General features: G+C 70.2%; 16 protein-coding genes. 3 read left to right on the forward strand and 13 right to left on the reverse strand.

What is annotated here, in order from left to right:
• Positions 1 to 259: 259 nt before the first annotated feature.
• Positions 260 to 1,237: an NAD-dependent epimerase/dehydratase family protein gene (locus QMG86_RS12620; RefSeq protein ID WP_281879671.1), complete on the reverse strand. Its 978-nt coding sequence runs from the start codon at positions 1,235 to 1,237 to the stop codon at positions 260 to 262.
• A 479-nt stretch (positions 1,238 to 1,716) separates the two neighbouring features.
• Here QMG86_RS12620 and QMG86_RS12625 point away from each other — a divergent pair, with 479 nt between their 5' ends.
• Together QMG86_RS12625 and QMG86_RS12630 are read left to right on the forward strand one after the other, a co-directional pair.
• Positions 1,717 to 3,195, forward strand: a complete 1,479-nt coding sequence (locus tag QMG86_RS12625; RefSeq protein ID WP_281879672.1) for a purine-cytosine permease family protein — start codon at positions 1,717 to 1,719, stop codon at positions 3,193 to 3,195.
• Between the two features lie 314 nt (positions 3,196 to 3,509).
• Positions 3,510 to 4,172 carry a hypothetical protein gene (locus tag QMG86_RS12630; RefSeq protein WP_281879673.1) on the forward strand — a complete coding sequence of 221 codons (663 nt, stop codon included), beginning with the start codon at positions 3,510 to 3,512 and terminating at the stop codon, positions 4,170 to 4,172.
• A 52-nt stretch (positions 4,173 to 4,224) separates the two neighbouring features.
• Here the strand turns inward: QMG86_RS12630 and QMG86_RS12635 are convergent, their stop codons facing one another.
• The 12 genes from QMG86_RS12635 to QMG86_RS12690 all read right to left on the reverse strand — a co-directional run bounded on the left by QMG86_RS12635 (position 4,225) and on the right by QMG86_RS12690 (position 17,486).
• Positions 4,225 to 4,812 (reverse strand): hypothetical protein, encoded by a 588-nt coding sequence (locus tag QMG86_RS12635; protein ID WP_281879674.1) that lies wholly within the window; start codon positions 4,810 to 4,812, stop codon positions 4,225 to 4,227.
• Positions 4,813 to 5,017: 205 nt separating this feature from the next.
• Positions 5,018 to 6,340, reverse strand: a complete 1,323-nt coding sequence (locus tag QMG86_RS12640; RefSeq protein WP_281879675.1) for a UDP-glucose dehydrogenase family protein — start codon at positions 6,338 to 6,340, stop codon at positions 5,018 to 5,020.
• Positions 6,333 to 7,283, reverse strand: a complete 951-nt coding sequence (locus QMG86_RS12645; RefSeq protein WP_434085576.1) for a glycosyltransferase family 9 protein — start codon at positions 7,281 to 7,283, stop codon at positions 6,333 to 6,335. The genes QMG86_RS12640 and QMG86_RS12645 overlap by 8 nt, the downstream gene beginning before the upstream one ends.
• Positions 7,274 to 7,963, reverse strand: a complete 690-nt coding sequence (locus QMG86_RS12650; RefSeq protein WP_281879677.1) for an SDR family oxidoreductase — start codon at positions 7,961 to 7,963, stop codon at positions 7,274 to 7,276. Before QMG86_RS12650 ends, QMG86_RS12645 begins: the two co-directional genes overlap by 10 nt.
• 21 nt (positions 7,964 to 7,984) lie before the next feature.
• Positions 7,985 to 9,367: a D-glycero-beta-D-manno-heptose 1-phosphate adenylyltransferase gene (gene rfaE2 / locus QMG86_RS12655; RefSeq protein WP_281879678.1), complete on the reverse strand. Its 1,383-nt coding sequence runs from the start codon at positions 9,365 to 9,367 to the stop codon at positions 7,985 to 7,987.
• The gene (locus tag QMG86_RS12660; RefSeq protein WP_281879679.1) at positions 9,364 to 9,927 is read right to left on the reverse strand and encodes a D-sedoheptulose-7-phosphate isomerase; all 564 of its coding nucleotides are present in this window, start codon (positions 9,925 to 9,927) and stop codon (positions 9,364 to 9,366) included. The genes rfaE2 and QMG86_RS12660 overlap by 4 nt, the downstream gene beginning before the upstream one ends.
• Positions 9,924 to 10,967, reverse strand: coding sequence for a glycosyltransferase family 9 protein (locus QMG86_RS12665; RefSeq protein WP_281879680.1), 1,044 nt, complete (start codon positions 10,965 to 10,967; stop codon positions 9,924 to 9,926). Before QMG86_RS12665 ends, QMG86_RS12660 begins: the two co-directional genes overlap by 4 nt.
• Positions 10,964 to 12,463 (reverse strand): HAD-IIIA family hydrolase, encoded by a 1,500-nt coding sequence (locus tag QMG86_RS12670; RefSeq protein WP_281879681.1) that lies wholly within the window; start codon positions 12,461 to 12,463, stop codon positions 10,964 to 10,966. The genes QMG86_RS12665 and QMG86_RS12670 overlap by 4 nt, the downstream gene beginning before the upstream one ends.
• Complete coding sequence (locus QMG86_RS12675; RefSeq protein WP_281879682.1) at positions 12,460 to 14,082, reverse strand: carbamoyltransferase family protein; 1,623 nt, start codon at positions 14,080 to 14,082, stop codon at positions 12,460 to 12,462. The genes QMG86_RS12670 and QMG86_RS12675 overlap by 4 nt, the downstream gene beginning before the upstream one ends.
• A 119-nt stretch (positions 14,083 to 14,201) precedes the next feature.
• A complete protein-coding gene (locus tag QMG86_RS12680; RefSeq protein ID WP_281879683.1) occupies positions 14,202 to 15,161 on the reverse strand; it encodes a UDP-glucuronic acid decarboxylase family protein in 960 nt (319 codons plus the stop codon).
• A gap of 8 nt (positions 15,162 to 15,169) precedes the next feature.
• Entirely contained in the window at positions 15,170 to 16,477 is a 1,308-nt protein-coding gene (locus tag QMG86_RS12685) for a glycosyltransferase (RefSeq protein WP_281879684.1), read from the reverse strand.
• Between the two features lie 31 nt (positions 16,478 to 16,508).
• Positions 16,509 to 17,486 carry a glycosyltransferase gene (locus QMG86_RS12690; RefSeq protein ID WP_281879685.1) on the reverse strand — a complete coding sequence of 326 codons (978 nt, stop codon included), beginning with the start codon at positions 17,484 to 17,486 and terminating at the stop codon, positions 16,509 to 16,511.
• 161 nt (positions 17,487 to 17,647) lie between these two features.
• On the opposite strand from QMG86_RS12690, the gene QMG86_RS12695 reads away from it, so the two are divergent.
• Positions 17,648 to 19,039, forward strand: coding sequence for an aldehyde dehydrogenase family protein (locus tag QMG86_RS12695; RefSeq protein WP_281879686.1), 1,392 nt, complete (start codon positions 17,648 to 17,650; stop codon positions 19,037 to 19,039).
• Positions 19,040 to 19,097: the final 58 nt, after the last annotated feature.

Below are 19,097 nucleotides of genomic sequence, written 5' to 3' on the forward strand. Positions count from 1 at the left end.
GCGGAAGATCGGCATCTGGCGGCTGGGCCTGTGGTCCGGGAGAATTCGTGCACTACCGAACTACCCGGCCGGGGATGAGTGAATCACGTCGATCCGGCGAATCAGCCGGAGTCGTGCGGTCGCGCGGCAGGTATCGCGCTCCCCGGGCCTGCGGATGCCGGCGCTGTCCGGATCACCGATGCCCGCCGCCGGTGACTCCTTCGCGGTGTCCGTCGGCGATGTGGTTGCGGAGTAAGAGGCCGCGTCGGGTTCGTGCAGATCAGCGGGCGGCGGCGAGCGCGGCGAGCGTCTCGGCGGAGGTATGGGCCGGCTTCCAGCCGAGATTCCGCTTCGCACGGCTGGTGTCCATGACGACGGGCGTGCGGACGATGTGCAGCCACTCGAGGGTGGCCGGCACGAAGGGGAGGCGGGCGAGGGCCGCGGACGCGGCGGTGGCGGCGACCGCGGGGACGCGCACCGGCCTGCCGCCCAGTGCGGACACCACGTCGGACAGGGTGAGCGTGCCGTCGCCCGCGATGTTGTAGGCGCCGGGCGGCGCATCCGCGGTGGCGGCCAGCGCGATGGCCGCGGCCACGTCGTCGTGGTGGACGAGTTGCAGCGGGTGGCCGGGATCGGGAACCACCGGCTTGAACAAGGAATTCGACCGGGCCAGCGTACGCAGCGGGCCGGGAAGCTTCTCCCACGGCAGGTCGTGCAGGGCCGGCGCCTGAGGACCGGCCACGATGCACGGCCGCAGCACGAACACCTCGAGGCCGGAGCCCGCGGTGATCTCCGTGAGCGCCGCCTCGCACGCGGCCTTCTGCTCGGAGTAGTAGTGCTCGGGCGAGCCGTCGGGCGGCACGTCCTCGGTGATGGGGGAGGGATTGTCCGGGTGGTAGCCGTAGGCGGCGACCGAGGACGTGTAGACGAGGCGGCGGGGCCGCTCGGCGGTCGCTGCCGCCTCGAAGACGTGGCGGGTGCCCGCGAGGTTCACCCGCGCGCTCTCCTCCCGTGAACCCATGATCACGAACGCCAGGTGGATCACCACGTCGGCGTCCGCGACGAGTGCGTCCACGGCGGCGCGATCGAGAATGTCGCCGCGCCGGTACTCGGTCTTCGTCCAGCCGTGCGCGGCGGGGTCGAACGGACGGCGGGCCATTCCGACGATCCTGTCCACAGCGGGGTCCTGTTCGAGCGCGGTGACGGCGGAGATGCCGATCTCGCCGGTCGGCCCGGTGACGGCGACGGTGATACCCATGCGACCGGGATTCCCCGACGCCCGTGAGCGAAACGGTGCCGCGGGCTTCGCGTTGCCGCTGGTGCCACACTCGGTCGGTCGGTTCGTCGGATCGTAGCGTCCCTGGTGCCGGGTGAGAGGGACCCCGGCGGCGGCGAAGACTCAGCGGTTCGATGACGAGCGGGCGCCCGCTCCCGGATCTTGCTGCCGCTACATAGCGAGCCGTTGAATAGTGACTTATAGCTGGTCTATTCGGTGTCATGCCCTGGCATAACGGCTGGCTGCGCCTGCGTGTAGTCGAGCGTCGGACGGTCAACTCCTGTTGCCCGAGGATGTTGCCCGCTGTGCACCCGTCTCTGGCCGTCCTAGTTGTCCTGTCAACTTCAGTTACGAAGAACTCATTCGACCCATACAATGAGCCGATAAACAACGGCTCGATATCTAGGTGCGCGTGGCTGGTCTCGGTCCCGCCGCCGTCGAGGAACGGATGCCCCATGGCTATGAGTTCAGCGAAGCCCTCGGACTGGTCCTTCGAGCGGAAAGGCGCCGAATGGGTCGCCGATGAGGAACGTCGCGGTAAGCCGCGCGCCTTGTTCTGGCCGTGGGCGGGCACCAGTTGCAATGTGGTCTTGGTGTCGTTCGGCCCGTATGTCACCGCGCTCGGCCTCGACTGGCATCTGGCAGCGCTCGCTGCCGCGGTGGGAGCGGTCCTGTCCTTTCTGCTGCTCGCCTTGGTGTCGTTGGCCGGGCAGCAGGGCGGGGCGGCGACCATGGTGGCCGGCCGGGCCGCATTCGGCTTCCACGGCAACAAGATCCCGGCGCTGCTGAGTTATCTCGCGTTGGTCGGGTGGGAGACCTTTTCCGCGGTCTTGGCGACCCTGGCGGCTCGCACCGTGGCACATCGGCTCGACCCGGATATGGATACCGGACCGCTCATGGTCGGCACCCTGCTCACGGTCATCGTGGTGACCACGGTGATCGGCATCTACGGTTGCCACGTGATCCTGCGGATCCAGAAGTGGTTCGCCATGGCGTTCACCGCGCTGTCCGTGGTCTATGTCGTGCTGACGCTGCCCAGGATCTCGTTCGCGACGCATGGCCAGGTGAGCCTGGGCGCGTTCGTGGGCGGCGTGATGCTGGTCGCCAACACGCTCGGTCTGAGCTGGGTCAACTGCGCCGCCGACTACACCCGCTACCTTCCCCGGGACGCCGACAAGCGTGCGCTGGTGGGCTGGATCACCTTCGGCGGCACCGCTCCGGCACTTGTCCTGATGGGATTCGGGACCGTTCTGGCAGTCGGGGATCCGGATGTCGCGGCGCTGGCCGCGACCGATCCGATCAGTGCGCTGTCGGCTCATCTGCCGACCTGGTTTCTGGTGCCCTATCTGATCCTCGCGCTGGTCGGCTTCGTGTCGGGCTCCATCATCGGCCTCTACTCGTCAGGACTCGCTCTGCAAACAGTGGGCGTCCGGGTCCCTCGGCACTACACGGTCCTGATCGACGCCGTTCTGATCGCGGCTGCCGGTGGCTATGTGGCCTTCGCCGCGCCCGGATTCTTCGCTCCGTTTCAGGCCTTCCTGACCACGACCGGTGTCGTGATGGCCGCATGGACCGGAATCTTCGTGGTCGACCTGTGGCAGCGTCGCCGAATCGGATACGACCGGACAGCGCTGTACAGCCCGGTCGGCGGCTACGGAAAGGTGAACCGCGCCGGGGTCGGTTGCCTGATCGTCGCGACCCTCGTCGGGCTCGGTCTGGTCACGTCGCCCGATCCGCATATCGGTCCGCTGCTGGGCTACCTGTTCACACCAGCTGCCCGCGCGGGCGGATTGGGCAGCAGCAACCTCGGTGTTTTCGTCGCCTTGGTCCTCGCGAGCGTCGGGTATGCCGCTCTGCACCGAGTGCGTCCGCCCGCACCGGGGCGCACGACCGAGTCGATCGAGAGTCGGGATTCCGAGCCGGCCCGAGTCCCGGCGTAGTCGGGAGCCTCTACGGCAGTGCGAATTCCGAGGTCCACACCACTCGTCCGCTGGGGTGACACCGCCGGCGTCGAGCGCGGCGGACCCTCCTTCGCGTGCCTGTACCAAGCGTCGGCCGTGCATGCGGCCACCAGCCGATGCGATCGTGGCCTCCCGCCGGCTACCCTTTCTGACATTCGGCGCCGACGAATCCGGTGATCCGCCATCGGGGAGTCGGGCGGGCCCGATCGAGGGATGGGACCGAGTCCTCGGGCGAATCATACTGAGCCGGTGCCTTTTTCGTTCGTGTCGGTACCTGCCGCTAATCTGCTCGCATGGTCGGACCGGACTCGGCGCTGCGCCGACTGACCCGCGATGCGCGGAAGTTGCTGCAACCCTATGGCTTCGACGGCCCGGAGGCCGTATGGGTGCGGGTGGTACCGGGTGGTGTGGCCTGCGTCGGCCGCTCCCGAACCGTGCGTACCTGGACCGATGGGCAGCAAGAGTTGAAGTTCGGATTGACCCTGAGCGCTACGCCCACCGCTTGGTGGGAATTCTGTAATCGGCGCAACGCGCAGCGCGGTCTGCCGCTGGTGCCGCTCGAAGAGGCGACCGGACCGGGGCTGATCGACGACCACCCGCTGCCGGAGGATCTGACGGCGTTGTGGTCCCTGCGGGTGGACCCGGCGCAACCTGGCCGGGCATTGCAGTCGGACGTCGACGTCATCCGCGCCGAGCTGCCCCGGCGGGTGCACGCCTACGCCCGCCGGGCGTTGCGGTTGCTGGAACCGGGCCGGTACCTCGAGGAACTGATGGCGCTGCCGGACCCGGTGATCGGAACGTGGGAGGCGATTGTCGTCCTGCTCGCGGACCGCGGGCCGGGTCCGCAACTGGAGGATGCGTTCGACCGATTCCGGGCGTGCTGCGTGGACGAGGACACCGCGGCCTACGCGGCGGACGTCATCGCGTACGCACGAGGCCGCGCGGCGCGGGTGTGAGCGCGCGGCCGGCGCCGATCATCGGCGTCGGGCCGTGTTCACACGGGTCGCGTCAGCCGGCGAACGCGGGGAGTGCCGCGAATTCCGGCGCGAGCCGGGCGGTCGGGACGGTGTGCGCGATCCAGCGACGGGCACGGCTGAGCGGATGCTCGGGAAACTCTGCGTCCCAGCGGATGTCGTCGGCCGCGTTGTACGGCAGCCGACCCCGCACCTCGGGCGCGTAGGGATGCGGCGGGAACATATGGTCGAAACCGATCTTGGTGGCGAGGAGGGCCTCGCGCACACCTGTGGTGCCGGTCTCGGGGCAGAGGATCTGCAGGACCGCGCTGCTGCGGGCCTTCGGGACGATCACGGACGCGGCGAACACCAAGCCCTGTGGCTGGTTCGGCAGCGGCAACTTCTCCATGCGCAGCAGCGCAGGCTGCGCGTCCAGCCACACCACGAAAGCTTCGATGAGGCAGCCGTTCTGCGCGCTTCTCTCGGCCAGGCGGCGGCGCAAGGTTTCCAGATCATCCAACGGCGCGGGCAGATCCGGGACGAGGTCGAAATACGACACGTTCACCGTGTCACCGGTCCGAGGATCGCGCCAGGTCGCGCTGTCGACCTGCTGCATTTCCCCGATGTCGAACGAAATAGGCACCGGCACAGATTATCCGCAGTCCACGGGTGCGGACGTCCGCGGTGGAGACCCACGAGGACTCCGACCCGCTCCAGCGGAACCGGAGCTGCGAACAAAGCTCATCTGGATACTCGGATATGCGCATTAGAACATGAATCTTCCCATCATCGAGTGCCCTGGTTGGGGGGTCGGGGACTCGGCTCGGTTCTCCGTTCGCCACGGCCGATCAGGCTCGGCTGCTGTCCGAAGCGCCGGTGGTGCCGTTGCCCAACAAGGTGAAACCGGTGCCGGTGAGCAGCTGCTCGTCGAGCAGGTTCCGGGTGTCGACGATCACGGGCCGGTCGACGTCGGTCGCGAGCTTCGCCCAGTCGAGCGAACGGAATTCGGGCCACTCGGTGAGAATCACGAGCGCGCCGGCATCCTTCGCCACCAGGTACGGATCGTCCACCACTCGAATACCGTCGAGATCAGGGGTGCCCGCCGGGACGCAGGGGTCGTACGCGGTGACCGTGGCATCGTGCCGGGAGAGCTGCCTGGCGACCGCGACGGCGGGGGAGTCGCGCAGGTCGCCGGTACCGGCTTTGAAGGCGAGGCCGAGCACGCCGATGCGGGTCCCCGACAGCGAGCCGTCGACCGCGCCGGTCACCGCGCGGCGGATCTTGCGCAACACCATCGCCTGCTGGTGATCGTTGGCGCGCAGGGTGTCTCGGACCAGAGCGAAGTCCACTCCGGATGCCTCCGCGGCCCGCAGCAGCGCGCGCGTGTCCTTGGGCAGGCACGAGCCGCCCCAGCCGGGGCCGGGAGCCAGGAAAGCGGGTCCGATCCGGTCGTCCATGCCCATCGCGCCGGTGACCTTCGTGATGTCGGCGCCGACCCGTTCACACAATTCGGCCAGCGTGTTGACGAACGAGAGTTTCATCGCGAGAAAGGCATTGCTGGCGTATTTGGCGAGTTCCGCGCTGGCCGAATCCGTGCGCAATACCGGCGCGCCGGTTCCGGCGTACAACGCCGCGACCCGCTCGGCCGACTCCTGATCGGGCTCGGCCGCGCCGACGACAACTCGGTCGGGGTGCAGGAAGTCCTCGACCGCGTGTCCCTCCCGGAGGAATTCGGGGTTGCTGACGACCGCGGTGCTCGCGAGACCGGACAGGGCGGCGATCCGCGCCGCCGTCCCCACCGGGACGGTGGACTTGGTGACCAGCACGCAATCCGGCGGTAGCACCGTGGACAACGCCTCGAGCGCGTCCTCGAGCACGCCGAGATCCGCCGTGCCGCCGGTGCCCATGGGGGTGGGCAGGCACAGCAGGACCACTTCGCATTCGTGGAGCGCTTCGGGATCCGACATGAAGACGAGCCGGTTCTCCGCGAGCCCTTCCCGCACCAGCTCCGGTAAGCCGGGCTCGACGATCGCGACCGTACCCGCGCGCAGAGCGGCTACCTTGGCCTCGTCGTTGTCGACACAGACCACATGATGGCCCAAGTGGGCGAGGCAAGCGGCGCTGGTCAGCCCCACATAACCGGCGCCGACCACGCCGACGCGGCTACCCATGGCGCACCTTCGCCCCGAGCAAACCGGTTGCGGCGGTGAGCACATGCTCGGGCCGCAGCCTCAGCAGCCCGGGATCCGGATGGCCGGAATGCGGATCGCCGACGGTCCCGGCCCAGAGTGTCACGTGCTGTTCCGCGTCGGCGGGCGGCCCCCACCGCTGCGGCGGTGTGGGGCCGAACAGCAGGACCGACGGTGTGCCGAAGGCGGTGGCGAGGTGCCCGACGCCGGTGTCGCCGCAGACGACCAGCGCCGCGTCGGCCACCAGCGCGGCGAGTTCGATCAGGCCGGTGCGCCCCGCGTACACCGCGGTGGGTGGTAGGCCGGCCTGCTCGGCGACCGCGTTCGCCAGCCGAATCTCCTCGCGCGTGCCGGTGATCACCACGCGGTGGCCGTCGGCGCCGAGTTCGCGGGCCACGCGAGCGAATCGTTCGGAGGGCCAGCGGCGTGCGGGATGCGCCGCGCCGGGATGGATCACGACCACGTTCGACTCGGCGGCGGGCGCCGGGGGAGCAGGCAGCCGCAGCGCGGTGGGATCGGCATGGATCCGGCTGTACCCCAGCAGCAGACACCAGCGGTCCACTTCGTGCACGTCCTCGCGCCACTCGGGGCCGGGCAGTCCGGGGTAGTCCGAATGGTGATGCGTCAGCAGCGTTTCGGGACGCGCCGCCAGGAGGTCACGGATGCTCTCCGGTCCGCTGCCGTGCAGGTTGACCGCCAGTCTCGGGGGCGCCGCGTGCCATCGCAGCGCACCCAGTCCCGCGGTCGGCAGCAGTTCGTCGACCGCGTCGATGAGATCGACAAGATCGCGCAGCGATTCCGGTGCGGCGAGCACCACACGGTCTTCCGGGTAGGCGTTTCGTAGCCCGCGCAAGGCGGGCACGGCGGTCAGCAGGTCGCCGAGCCCGAGCGCGCGCAACACGAGAATCGTGTCGCTCAAGGCCACGAACCCTCTTCCGACGCGCACACGACCATCTCCCTGACCTCGCAGCCGGGCGGCTGGCGCAGCGCGAACACCACCGCGGCCGCGACGTCCTCGGGCTGGTTGAGTTTCGCGTCGGGCGGTGGCTTGTACTGCTCGTCACGGTCGTCGAAGAACGCGGTGTGCATTCCGCCCGGGATCAGCAGCGTCACCCCGACGCTGCCCGCTGTCTCGGCGGCGAGCGCTCTGGTGAAGCCGACGACGCCGAATTTCGACGCGCAATAGGCGGTGGCATCACCGACCGCCTTGATGCCGAGGGTGGAAGCACAGGTCACCACGGTTCCCTTGCTTTTCCGCAAGAACGGTAGGGCGGCACGGATGACGGCGGCGGTGCCGAACAGGTTGACCTGCACCACGTATTCCCACTTCTTCGCGGGCACCTTGTCCAACGGGCCGCACGCATCGGTTCCGGCGGCGGTGAAGACGCCGTCGATCCGCCCACCCGCCCGCTCGGCGAGCTCGCGCACGGCTTGTTCGGCGGCGACGGTATCGGCGAGGTCGGCCCGCACGAAGTCGACGGGCGTCTCGGGCTCCACCCGATCGATCACGAAGGGACGCCCGCCGTTCTCGCGTACCGCGGCGGTGACCGCCGCGCCGAGTCCGGAAGCGCCGCCGGTGATCAGGACATTGCCGAGGGTTCGCATCGTGCTCCTTACGTTCTCGGGTCAGCCGCACGCCTGCGTCGCGGCGACCAGCTGGGTTGTCGAATAACCGCGAACAGTGGGAATCAGCGCGATCTCGCCGCCGTACCCGCGAACGACCGCGGCCTCCGGGAGGTCGACGCCGGTGTAGTCGCCGCCCTTGACCCAGACATCGGGGCGAAGGCGTTCCAGCAGTGCGCTCGGGGAGGATTCGTCGAACACGACGACGGCATCCACCGACGACAGTGCGATCAGCAGGCGGGCGCGGTCGCGTGCGGTGACGATCGGTCGGCGCGGCCCCTTCAAACGCCGCACCGAGGCATCGGAGTTGAGGCAGACCACCAGCGCGTCGCCCATGGCGCGAGCCTGGCGGAGCAAGCTCACGTGTCCGGGGTGCAATAGATCGAAACAGCCGCCGGTGGCCACGAGCCGGCCGCCGCGCGCCCTGACCCGCGCCGCCACCTCGAACGCCGACCCGCCCGCTTCCGTCGTGTCTTCCTCCCCGGTGGCGGTGCTGTCGCATGCGGACAACGTGGCCGCGCCGCCCGCGGCGACGAATCCGGCCGCCGCGTCCACGGCGTGCGACACCGCGTCGGCCACCGTCGACCCGTCGAAGAGTGCGGCGGTCGCGGCGGAGGCGAATCGGTCGCCCGCGCCGCAGGTATCCGAACCGACGTGCCCCGCGATCCGTATCCCGGCGGGCACCGGCACTACCGTGAGCCGCTTCCCATTGGCCAGCACCGCCCCGTTCGGACCGGTCGTGACCGCGACGGAATCCGCGGCCCACTCGTCGCGGAGGACCTTCGCCAACTCATCCGGTTCGACGTATCCCGGCGCGAACTGGCGTGCCTCCTCGAGATTCGGCGAGACCAGCGCCGCGCCCGGCGTCGGGGCGGGGCCGCGCGGATGCGGATCCCACACCACCGGCACGGACCGCGCCAGTTCGGTCAGCAGGCTGCGGATCTCCGGATGTGCGGCGACGCCCCGGCCGTAGTCCGCCACGAGGACCGCGCCGGCCGCCCGCAGTGCCCTGGTGACCGACGCGCTCACCGAGCCGCCGTCGGCGGTCCCGTCGCCGGTGTCCAGCCGCAACAGCGACTGACCGGCGGCGCGGACGCGGGTCTTGCGTACCGTCTCGCCGCGCAGCGGCATCGGAACCACCTGGACGTACTGGTCCAGCAGGCGGGTGAGGAGTCGGCCGTCGTGGTCGTCGGCGGTCGCCGTGACCAGGGAGACCTCGGCGACCGACCGCGCGGCCAGCACGGCGGCCAGACCGGCGCCGCCCGGGCGCATCCACCGGCGTTCCACGTCCACCACGGGCACGGGCGCCTCGGGCGACAACCGGTTGGCGACGCCCTCGATGTCGACGTCGAGCATGCTGTCGCCGATCACGACCAACGGCTTCATGTCGGTACCCCCAGTGCGTCGTCGAGCGCCGTGCACAGGGCGTGCACCAAGACCAGATGCACTTCCTGCACGGTGGCGGTGCTCGGCGCGTCCACGGCCACCGCGTCGTCGCAGAGGGCCGCGAGCGGATTGGGCGCGGGGCCGGTCATGGCCCAGGTGGTGACGCCGATGTCGTGCGCCGCTTTCGCCGCGGCCACCACGTTCTGGCTGCTGCCGCTGGTGGACAACAGAATGAGGACGTCGTCGGGTCTGCCGTGCGCGCGGACCTGACGCGCGAACAGCTCGGTCTCGCCGTAGTCGTTCACGATGGCGGTGCCCGCCGAGGTGTCGGCGTGCAGGGCGATCGCCGACAGCGGACGGCGATCGTTGCGGAAGCGGCCGACCAGTTCCCCCGTCAGGTGCTGCGCTTCGGCCGCGCTGCCCCCGTTGCCGCACGCGAGCAATCTGCCGCCGTTGTCCAGTACCACCGCCAGTTCTCGCCCCCATCTGCGGATACTCGGTGCGAAGCAACTGGTGCGCTCCAGCGCTGCGTGCAAAGCCGCGAAATGCTCCTCGATCACCGCACACCTCCTGTCCGCAGACGCGCACGCCTGCCCGCACCGAGTTCTTCCGCCACCGTGACGACCTGCTCCGGGGAGATCGAGTCCAGGCACGGGTGCCCCACGACCGGGCATTCCCTGGCCCTGCTGCCGCGGCAGGGCGCGTGCTGGTCGCCGAGCATGGCCACCGGCACGCCGTAAGGCGCCCACCGCGCTGCGGGGACGACCGGTGCGAAGAGGGAGACCACGGGCGTCCCGACGGCCGCGGCCAGGTGCGCCGGCCCGGTGTTCGGCGCCACCACGACGCTCGCGTCGCGCAACACGGCGGCCAGCTCGGGCAGCGTGGTGGCGCCGCCGAGGTCGACGGCGTGCCGGCCGGCGACGGCGCCGGTGAGCGGCCGGTCGGCGGGTGCGCCGGTGACGACCACGCGGTGCCCGGCGCCGGTCAACGCGGCGACGATGGCCGCCGAACGGGACGAGGAGGGCTGTCGCGCCGGTACCGACGCGGCCGGATGCACCACCACGTAGCCCGGTTCGCCGGTGAGCGCGCCGACCTTCGGCAACGGCTGGCGGACGGCGAGTTTCCCGTCGTCCCCGGGGGGTAGGCGGAAACCGGCCGCCTCGGCGAGCGACAGCGCGCGCTCGGCTTCGGGCGGATCGCCTTCGACGCGATGGCGCAGATCCAGCAGCGAACCGGGGTAGTCCTCCGAGATGGCGCCGATCCAGGGGACGCCGGCCATCCGGAGCAACAGCGCCAGCGGCAACGGTGACTGGTGAAAGGACGTGAGGATCAACGCCAGGTCCAGGTCTAGCGCGCGGATCCGGTCGAGGAAGCCCTCGATGCCGGCCGCGGCGACCGCAGGGGGCTCCAGGTCGATCCACGGCGCGCACCAGGTCACGACCTGGTCCACTCCCGGCAACAGGTCGGCGGCGGCCCGGCCGCGCGGCCCGGACAACAGCGTCACCGAATCGACGTGCGCTGCCACCGCCCGCACGCACGGCCCGGCCAGCAGCACATCGCCGAAATTGTCCATGCGTGCGACCAGCGCCCGGCGTGTCATGGCACGCCCACCATCGCCAGCCGTACGGCTTCGGGCAGGTCCTGCGCCACGGTCGCTTCGCGGCGTGCGCGGTGCACCTCCTCGGGAAGGGTTCGCGCCGTCGGCACCAGGATCGCGCGGGCGCCCGCGGCCTGCGCGGCGGCGATGTCGGCGCCGGTATCGCCGATGACCACGCATCTGTCGACGTCGACGCCGAGTTCCGCCGCGGCTCGCCGGATCAGGCCCGGCTCGGGTTTGCGGCACCCGCAGCCGTCGCCTTCGCCGTGCACGCACACCTGCCATGTGGCGAACGGTCCGAGCAACTCCTCGACGCGGGAATTCACCGCGGCGAGCTGTTCGCGGCTGATCAATCCGCGCGCGACGCCGGATTGGTTGCTCACGATGCCGAGCTGGACGCCGGCCGCGCGCACCTTCCGGAGCGCGTCGACGGCCCCCGGCACCGGCTGGACCTTGGTGGGATCGGCGAGGTAGGGGACATCGACGATGAGGGTGTCGTCGCGGTCGAACAGCAACGCCAGCGGCGAGGCGTGGGAGGCGTTCCGGTGGCGCAGCTCGCCGCGCAGGCGATGCCAGCACGCAGCGGGTGGGATCAGCGCGCTGCTCACCGTCATCCGGCCGATCTCGCCGGGCGTGCGCGGACCCGGCGCGATTCTGCGCGCGGCGAATTGGCCGGTCGACGCCAGCCAGACCGCGGCGAACGCCAGGGCGGGGCGCAGGCGGCCCGCGAGGCCGAGCGCCGCGGCCGCCGCGCCTGCCGCCGTGGTGAGCGCGTGCCGGGGCAGCAGCCCCTTGTCCTCGCCGATGCGCTGCCGCCACCGAGCGCCGTACTTCCGCCGCAGCAACGCGTTGTCGGCGTTCCCGCGCTGTGCGCGCACACTCGCCATGGGCCCCGATGCGCGGAGCGGATGGCGAGTGCTGCGTCGTCCGGCCGCGATGACGTACCCCGCGAGGCAGACCCGCAGCGCCAGGTCGGCATCCTCGCGGAACGCCCGCGGGAACCGTTCGTCGAACCCACCGACCGCGACCAGCGCGGACCTGCGGTAGGCCATGTCCGCGGTGATCCACCGCGCCGTGGCCAGCCGTGCGATTCCCCGTTCCGCGTCGGTCGGCTTGCGGTGCTCGGGCAGCGGAACCTCGATCCGGGCCGTGGACGCCGCCGTGTTCTCGTCGAGCTCCCGCAAGTCGTCGGCCAAGCGGGCAGGCCAATCCGGCGGAGTGAGCACGTCGTCGTCCAAGAACGCGATCCACGCGCCCGAGGCGGCCTGCCACCCCGCGTTCCGCGCCGCGGCGGGCCCACGGCCGCCCGAGCGGATGACCCGCACCGGCGGCACGGTCTCGGGCAGCGGCAGGTCGCCGGTGCCGGGCCGGTCGTCGACGACGATGAGCTCGCGTGGCTTCGGACCCGTCGCGGCCGCCAGCGACTCGAGCAGCGTCCGAAGACTTTCTCGGCCGGTGGTCGGGATGACGATGCTGTAGTCCACGGTCTGGCCGTTCATGCGCGGCGGACCATGAACGGACCGAGAGCGAGCAGATCGATCGGCGCGGAACCGAAGCACTCCAGGGCGTCGCGGGGCGAATCCACCATCGGCCTGCCCGCGGTGTTCAAGCTCGTGTTGACCACCACGGGCAAGCCGGTGCGCCGGTCGAACTCCGACAACATCCGCGCCAGGACGGGATTGTCGGCGGGATCGACGGTCTGCACCCGCGCGGTGCCGTCCACATGGGTCACGGCGGGGATCCGCGCGCGCCACTGCGGCGCGACGTCGTGGACGAACAACATGTACGGGCTCGGCAACGGCCCGCGTTCGAAGATCTCGGCTGCCCGGTCGGCCAGCACCATCGGCGCGAGCGGCCGGAACTGCTCGCGCCCTTTCACGTCGTTGAGGCGCTCGAGATTCGCCGACCGGCCCGGATGGGCGAGCAGCGAGCGATGTCCGAGCGCGCGCGGGCCGAATTCGGCCCGGCCCTGGAACCAGGCCACCACCTGGTCTTCCGCGAGCGCTTGGGCCACGTCGGCCGCGATGTCCGCGGATTTCGTGTAGCGGACCTTGGCCGTGCGCAGCACGGTCTCCAGCTCCGCGTCGGTCCATTCGCGGCCGAGATCGGCTCCGCGCATCGGGGTGACCCGCTCGCCGAATTCGGCCGCCAATTGCAGCGCGGCGCCGAGCGCGGTGCCCGCGTCGCCCGAGGCCGGTTGGACCCAGACCCGGTCGTAGGGGCCTTCGGCGTGCAGCCGGGTGTTGGCCACGCAGTTCAGCGCGATGCCACCGGCCAGCGTGAGGTTCTGCTGACCGGTCTGGCGATGCAGCCACGAGGTCAATTCGAGCAACACGTCCTCGAGCCGGCGCTGGACGCTCGCGGCGAGGTCGGCATGGTCCGGGCCGGGCGCACCCGCGGTCACCGCGGGTGCGAACTCCGACCAGTCCACGGGTTCGGTGCGGAAACCGCCATCCCTGGTGGTGTACACGAGTTCGCGGAACCGATCGAGGAACCGCGGGGTGCCGTAGGAGGCGAGAGCCATCACCTTGTATTCGTCGCTCGACCGGGTGAATCCGAGATGTTCGGTGAGGTCCTCGTACATCAGCCCGAGCGAGTGCGGCAGCTGCTGGGCGGCCAGTTCCACGAACTTGCCGTCCCGGTATTCCCCGGCCAGATAGGACTGACTCTCGCCGCGGCCGTCGGCCACCAGCACCGCCGAATCGCCCGACGGGGCCGCGAGCGCGGCGGACGCGGCATGCGCCAGATGATGCCGCACGAAACGCACGATCGATGGATCGAGGCCGGGCAGTGCGGCCGTGAGAAACGCGGGTGCGCGGAAAGCGTAATCGGTTCTGGTATTTTCGCTTTTCTGATCGAGACCGCCGAGCGAATGGTCGACCAGGCGCGGGTCATAGGAATAGCCCACCGCGTCGAGCTGCTCGGGACGCAATCCCGCTCGTTCCAGGCACCACGCGGCCGCTTGCTCGGGGAGCTCCCACGCGGAGAACGGCACCGGCCGCTTGCCGTGCTTACGCCGAGTGAACCGCTCTTCCTCGGCGGCCGCGACGATTTCGCCGTCCACGATCAGGGCCGCAGCAGGATCATGAAATATCGCGTTTATTCCGAGAATGCGCACGGGCCGCCTTTCTGTTCGAGACGCGGGACCTGCCGGTCTACCCGCTGACATATGTCTGGCGCTACCCGCTGAAGTCACGACTAAACCGATGCGCCGCCCGGCGCCCATCAGCGCGGCGACTACCGAGCCGGTTCCGCCGCGCGTCCGGCGAACCAGTCGATCGTGCGGCGCAACCCCTCCACCCGGGTGATCACCGGCCACCAGCCCAATTCCCGTCGAGCCAGCGAGATGTCCGGGCACCGTCGTTTCGGGTCGTCGACCGCCCCGTCGACGTACGTCACGACGGACCGGCTGCCGGTCAGCGACAGGATTTCCGCCGCGAGGCAGCGCACGGAGAGTTCGTGCGGATTGCCGATATTCACCGGTCCCGGATAATCCGTGGCCGCCAGCGCGAGCAGCCCGCGCACCGTGTCGTCGACATAACACAGTGAGCGCGTCTGCTCACCGGTTCCGGCGATGGTCAGCGGCGCGTCCGACAAGGCCTGTGCGATAAAGGTGGGCACCATACGACCGTCGTCGGTGCGCATGCACGGACCGTAGGTGTTGAAAATTCGGGCAATTCCGGTATTCACGCCTCTTTCCCGGCGAAATGCCATGGTCAAAGCTTCGGCATACCGCTTCGCTTCGTCGTAGACGCTGCGCGGACCGACGGGATTGACATGACCCCAGTAATTCTCGGTCTGCGGATGGACGGCCGGGTCACCGTAGACCTCGCTGGTCGACGCGAGCACGAAACGGGCGCCATGGCGCTCCGCCAGATCGAGGGCGTTCGCGGTCCCGAGCGAACCGGCTCGCAGCGTCTCGATCGGCAGCCGGAGGTAATCGGGAGGCGACGCGGCCGACGCGAGATGGAAGACCACGTCGAAGGCGCCCACCACGGGCAGCGGTTCGGTGACGTCGTGCCGCCGCAGATCGAAGCCGGGCCGGTCGAGCAGCCGGGCGACGTTGTCCGGAGTCGACGTGGCGAAATTGTCGAGCGCGACCACGGCGGTGCCCGCGTCGAGCAGTTGTTCACACAGGTGCGAGCCGACGAAACCGCAACCGCCGGTGACCAACGCGCGTTCACAGGGTTCGGACACGGCGCCGCCTACCCGTGGCCGTTCGCGCGAGCACCGTGACCCATCGCCGGTGACCCGGTGGGAAGCCCGTCGTTCCCGGTGGGGTCGAGCGCACGGCCGTCCGTGGGCCCGCTTCCGTTCCCCGCGCGCACGGCCGGGGCGGTCACCCTGCGATACGCGTGCAGGGTCTCCGCGGCGATACGGTCCCAGGAGTAGCGCGCCTCGACCCGCTCACGTCCGGCCTGACCGTACTTCCGCCTGATCTCCGGCGCGGCCAGCAGATCCCGGACGGCGTCGGCCAGTTGCGCGGGCTCGTGCGGGGGGACCAGCCTGCCGGTCACACCGTCGACGACGGTGTCGATGAGGCCCCCGACCGCGGCGGCCACCACGGGAACGGCGCAGGCCATCGCTTCCAGCGGTGTGATGCCGAACGGTTCGTACCACGGCGTGCACACGGCGACGTCGGCCGACCTGAGCAGCGGCGCCATTCGTGTCCTCGGGACCTGGCCCAGCATGTGGAGCCGGTTTCGCACGCCGAGTTCGTCGGCCAGCTCCAGCAGCCTCCTGCCTTCCGGGTCGTCGGCGACGTCGCCGTCGTCCGGGCCGCCGACCAACACCAGCTCGGTGTCCGGCAGAGCGGCCAGTGCGGTGATCGCGGTGTCGAAACCCTTGCGGGGCACCAACCGGCCCACGCTGACCATCCGGTGCTCGGCCGACCTCGGTGCGCTCGCCCCGTGGGGGGTGAACTGCTCGAGGTCGACGCCGCAGGGAATCACCGATGTCCTGGACTGCGGCACGCCTATTCTGGCCAGTTCGAAAACCTCGTCGGTGCAGGTGGCGATGATGCGATCGGCGCGTTCGGCGATCGATTGCTCGAGGCGTACGCGGTCGGCCGGGCTGGTGTCGTCGGCTCCTTGGTGGCGGCGTTTCACCACCCCCAGCGCGTGGAAGGTCTGGACGACCGGGATGCCTGTGGGCCCAGCGGCCTGGAGGGCGGCCAAGCCGGACATCCAGAAGTGCGCGTGCACCACATCGGGGCGGCAGTCTCGCCACTGCTGTTGCAGGAAAGCGCCGAATTCGCTTATATGGGGCAGCAATTCGTCCTTCGGCAGCGGGTGGGCAGGCCCGGCCGGGACATGGATCACGCGATAGCCCTGTGCGGCGGTGACAGCATGCGGAGCCTGCGCGTCGTCGCGCCGCGTGTAGACGGTGACTTCGTGCCCCTGGCGGCACAGAGCCGCGGACAGCTCCGCGACATGGACGTTCTGCCCCCCGGCATCGACGCCGCCCAGCACGGCTAGCGGACTGGCGTGTTCGGACACCATCGCGATCTTCATGATTCCGCCTTCTCTCTCCGGGACCCTGCCTTCATTCGGTGACCTCGGCGAGCAGGGAATCCCACCGGCGCAGGAAGACCTCGAGGCCGTAGTGCTCCAGCGCGAACTGCCGTCCCGATTTGCCCGCGAGCACCGCCAGGTCGGGTTCGTGGAGGAATTCCCGGAATTTCGCGGTGAGCACCGCGATGTCGGTGGAGATGGCGCCTGCTTCCGGCGGCACGGCCGAGACGGCCTCGGTGGTGGCCAGGGCTACCACCGGCATGGCCAGGTGCATGGCTTCCAGGAGAGATAATCCCAGTGAGGTCCAGCGCGCGGTGTGCAGATACACCCGCCTGCGGGCCATTTCCGGATGCAATGCCGATTGCGGGAAGTCGCCGATTCCGCGAATGGGGTGTGCGGTGGGCCGGTGCGCTGTGAATTCGTCGGCTCCGATGCCGTACAGATCGATCGGCCCCGCCATCGCGAAGTCCGGCAACAGATCACTTCCCGTGATCCTCCCGCGCCGCGCCGGCTCGTTGATCAGTGCCACGCCGTGCGGCAGTTCGCCGGTGTAGCGCGCGCCGGGGTCGACGATGCCGTGCGGCACGACCCGGGTGGGCGCGCGTCCGCTGTCCCACATCAAATCGTTGAAATGGGTGACGTGCACGATCGGGATGTCGGCGCGATCCGCCAGCGGATGCGTGGTGGTGGCCGCGCTGGGACGCGGAGTGTTGTGCTCGACGTAGATCGCCGGGATGTCGGCGCCGGGACGCCGACCGAGCCATCGTTCGGCGAGGTCGATCTCCTCCGGACGCTGGAGCACGACGACGTCCGGCTCCGCTTCGCGCAACGCGTCCGCGGGCACCTCCCGCACGGACGGCCAGTCGCGGCCGCACCGGCCGCGCCCCCACGGCCCGCCGCCGTCCACCACGGGTACGAGGTAACGGTGCGGCCCTTGCACGAACGACGTCGTCCACGAGCCGTGCACGTGCCACAACAGCACCGTGAGCCCCTCGGTCATTGCGGCCATATCGGTAGCTCTTGCCTATTATTTTCGGATCAAACCTGGTCACGTGCCCGGCAGCGACCCAGCCCGGGGGGCGTCGAACGTCCCGGCGCAGCTGGGCGGCGGCACCGATCCGGCTGCGGCCCGGCGGGTTTGAACCGGAAATGCGCGGCAATGGCCGCGGTATGAGCGCACCGAACGCTGTCCCGTCCGCCACCGGGCTCCGGGCTTCCGAAACGATCGAGATCTTCGATCCCGCCACCGGTGCCGCCGTCGGCACGGTTCCCATGGCCGATGCCGCGGAAATAGATCAGAAGATGGAGTCCGCCAACCGCGTTCAGCGGGGGTGGGCGCGGACACCGGCGGCCGAGCGGGCCGCCGCGCTCCGCGCCGGTGCCGCGCTGCTACGCGAGCGGGCCGATGAACTCGCCGAACTGAACCGCGCCGAAACCGGACGTCCGCACTCCGAGAGCAGGGAAGGAGTGCTGGCCGGCGCCGCGACCTTGGAGCAATACGCCGAAATCGGCCCGCTGCATCGGGGACGAAGCTTGCAGGGTGGTTTCGACGCCACCGACCTCATGGTGTGGGAGCCTCGCGGCGTCGTCGTAGCGCTGACGCCGTGGAACGATCCCGTGGCCGTATCCTGCGGTCTGCTCGGCGCGGGGCTGGTCACCGGAAACACGGTCGTGTACAAGCCGAGCGAACGCGCACCGCATACCGGCGCTCTGCTCGGTGATCTGCTCGCCCGTGGACTCCCGGAGGGGGTGCTGCAGACGATACAAGGCGATGGCAGGGTCGGCGCGCTGCTCGCCGCACGGTCCGATGTGGACGTCATCGCGCATGTCGGCAGCACGGCCACCGGGCGGTCGATCGCGCGCAGCGCCGCGGTCACGGGCACCAAGGCGCTGCTGGAGAACGGCGGCAACGACGCGCTGATCGTCGACGCGGGGCTGGATCCCGTCTGGGCCGCCGGTCAAGCCGCGCTCGGCGCGTTCGCGAACGCCGGTCAGATCTGCGTGTCCGTCGAACGGATCTTCGCGCATCGGGAAGTCGCCGAGCCCTTCCTGGCGGCGCTGCTGGCCGAAGCCGAGTCCAGGAAGGTGGCGCCGCTGGTCGACCGGCGCCACCGCGAGCAGGTCCACGCCCACGTGCGCGATGCCGTGGACGACGGCGCCGAACTGCTGACGGGCGGAGTGGTGCCGGAAGGCGCCGGTGCGCACTACCCGGCCACCGTGCTGGCACAGTGCGATCCGGCCATGCGGATCATGCGGGAAGAGACCTTCGGCCCGGTCGCGCCGGTACGGGTGGTGGATTCGTTCGACCGAGGCCTCGCGGAGGCCGCGACCGACGACTACGGGCTCGCGGCGACCGTGCTCACACCGTCGATGGCCCACGCCCAGCGCGCCTGGCGGGAACTGCCCGTCGGCACGGTGAAGATCAACGCGGTGTTCGGCGGCGCGCCCGGCGGAGCGGCGCACCCGCGCCGGGCCAGCGGATCCGGCTTCGGTTATGGGCCCGAGTTGCTGGACGAGATGACCCAGACGAAGGTCGTGCACCTGCGCCCGGCCCCCAGTTAGCGTCGAGCGCGCGCTCGACCCGGGAACCGCGAGCGCGCACTCACCGACCCCGCTGATT

Source organism: Nocardia sputorum, assembly GCF_027924405.1.
Lineage (GTDB): Bacteria > Actinomycetota > Actinomycetes > Mycobacteriales > Mycobacteriaceae > Nocardia > Nocardia sputorum.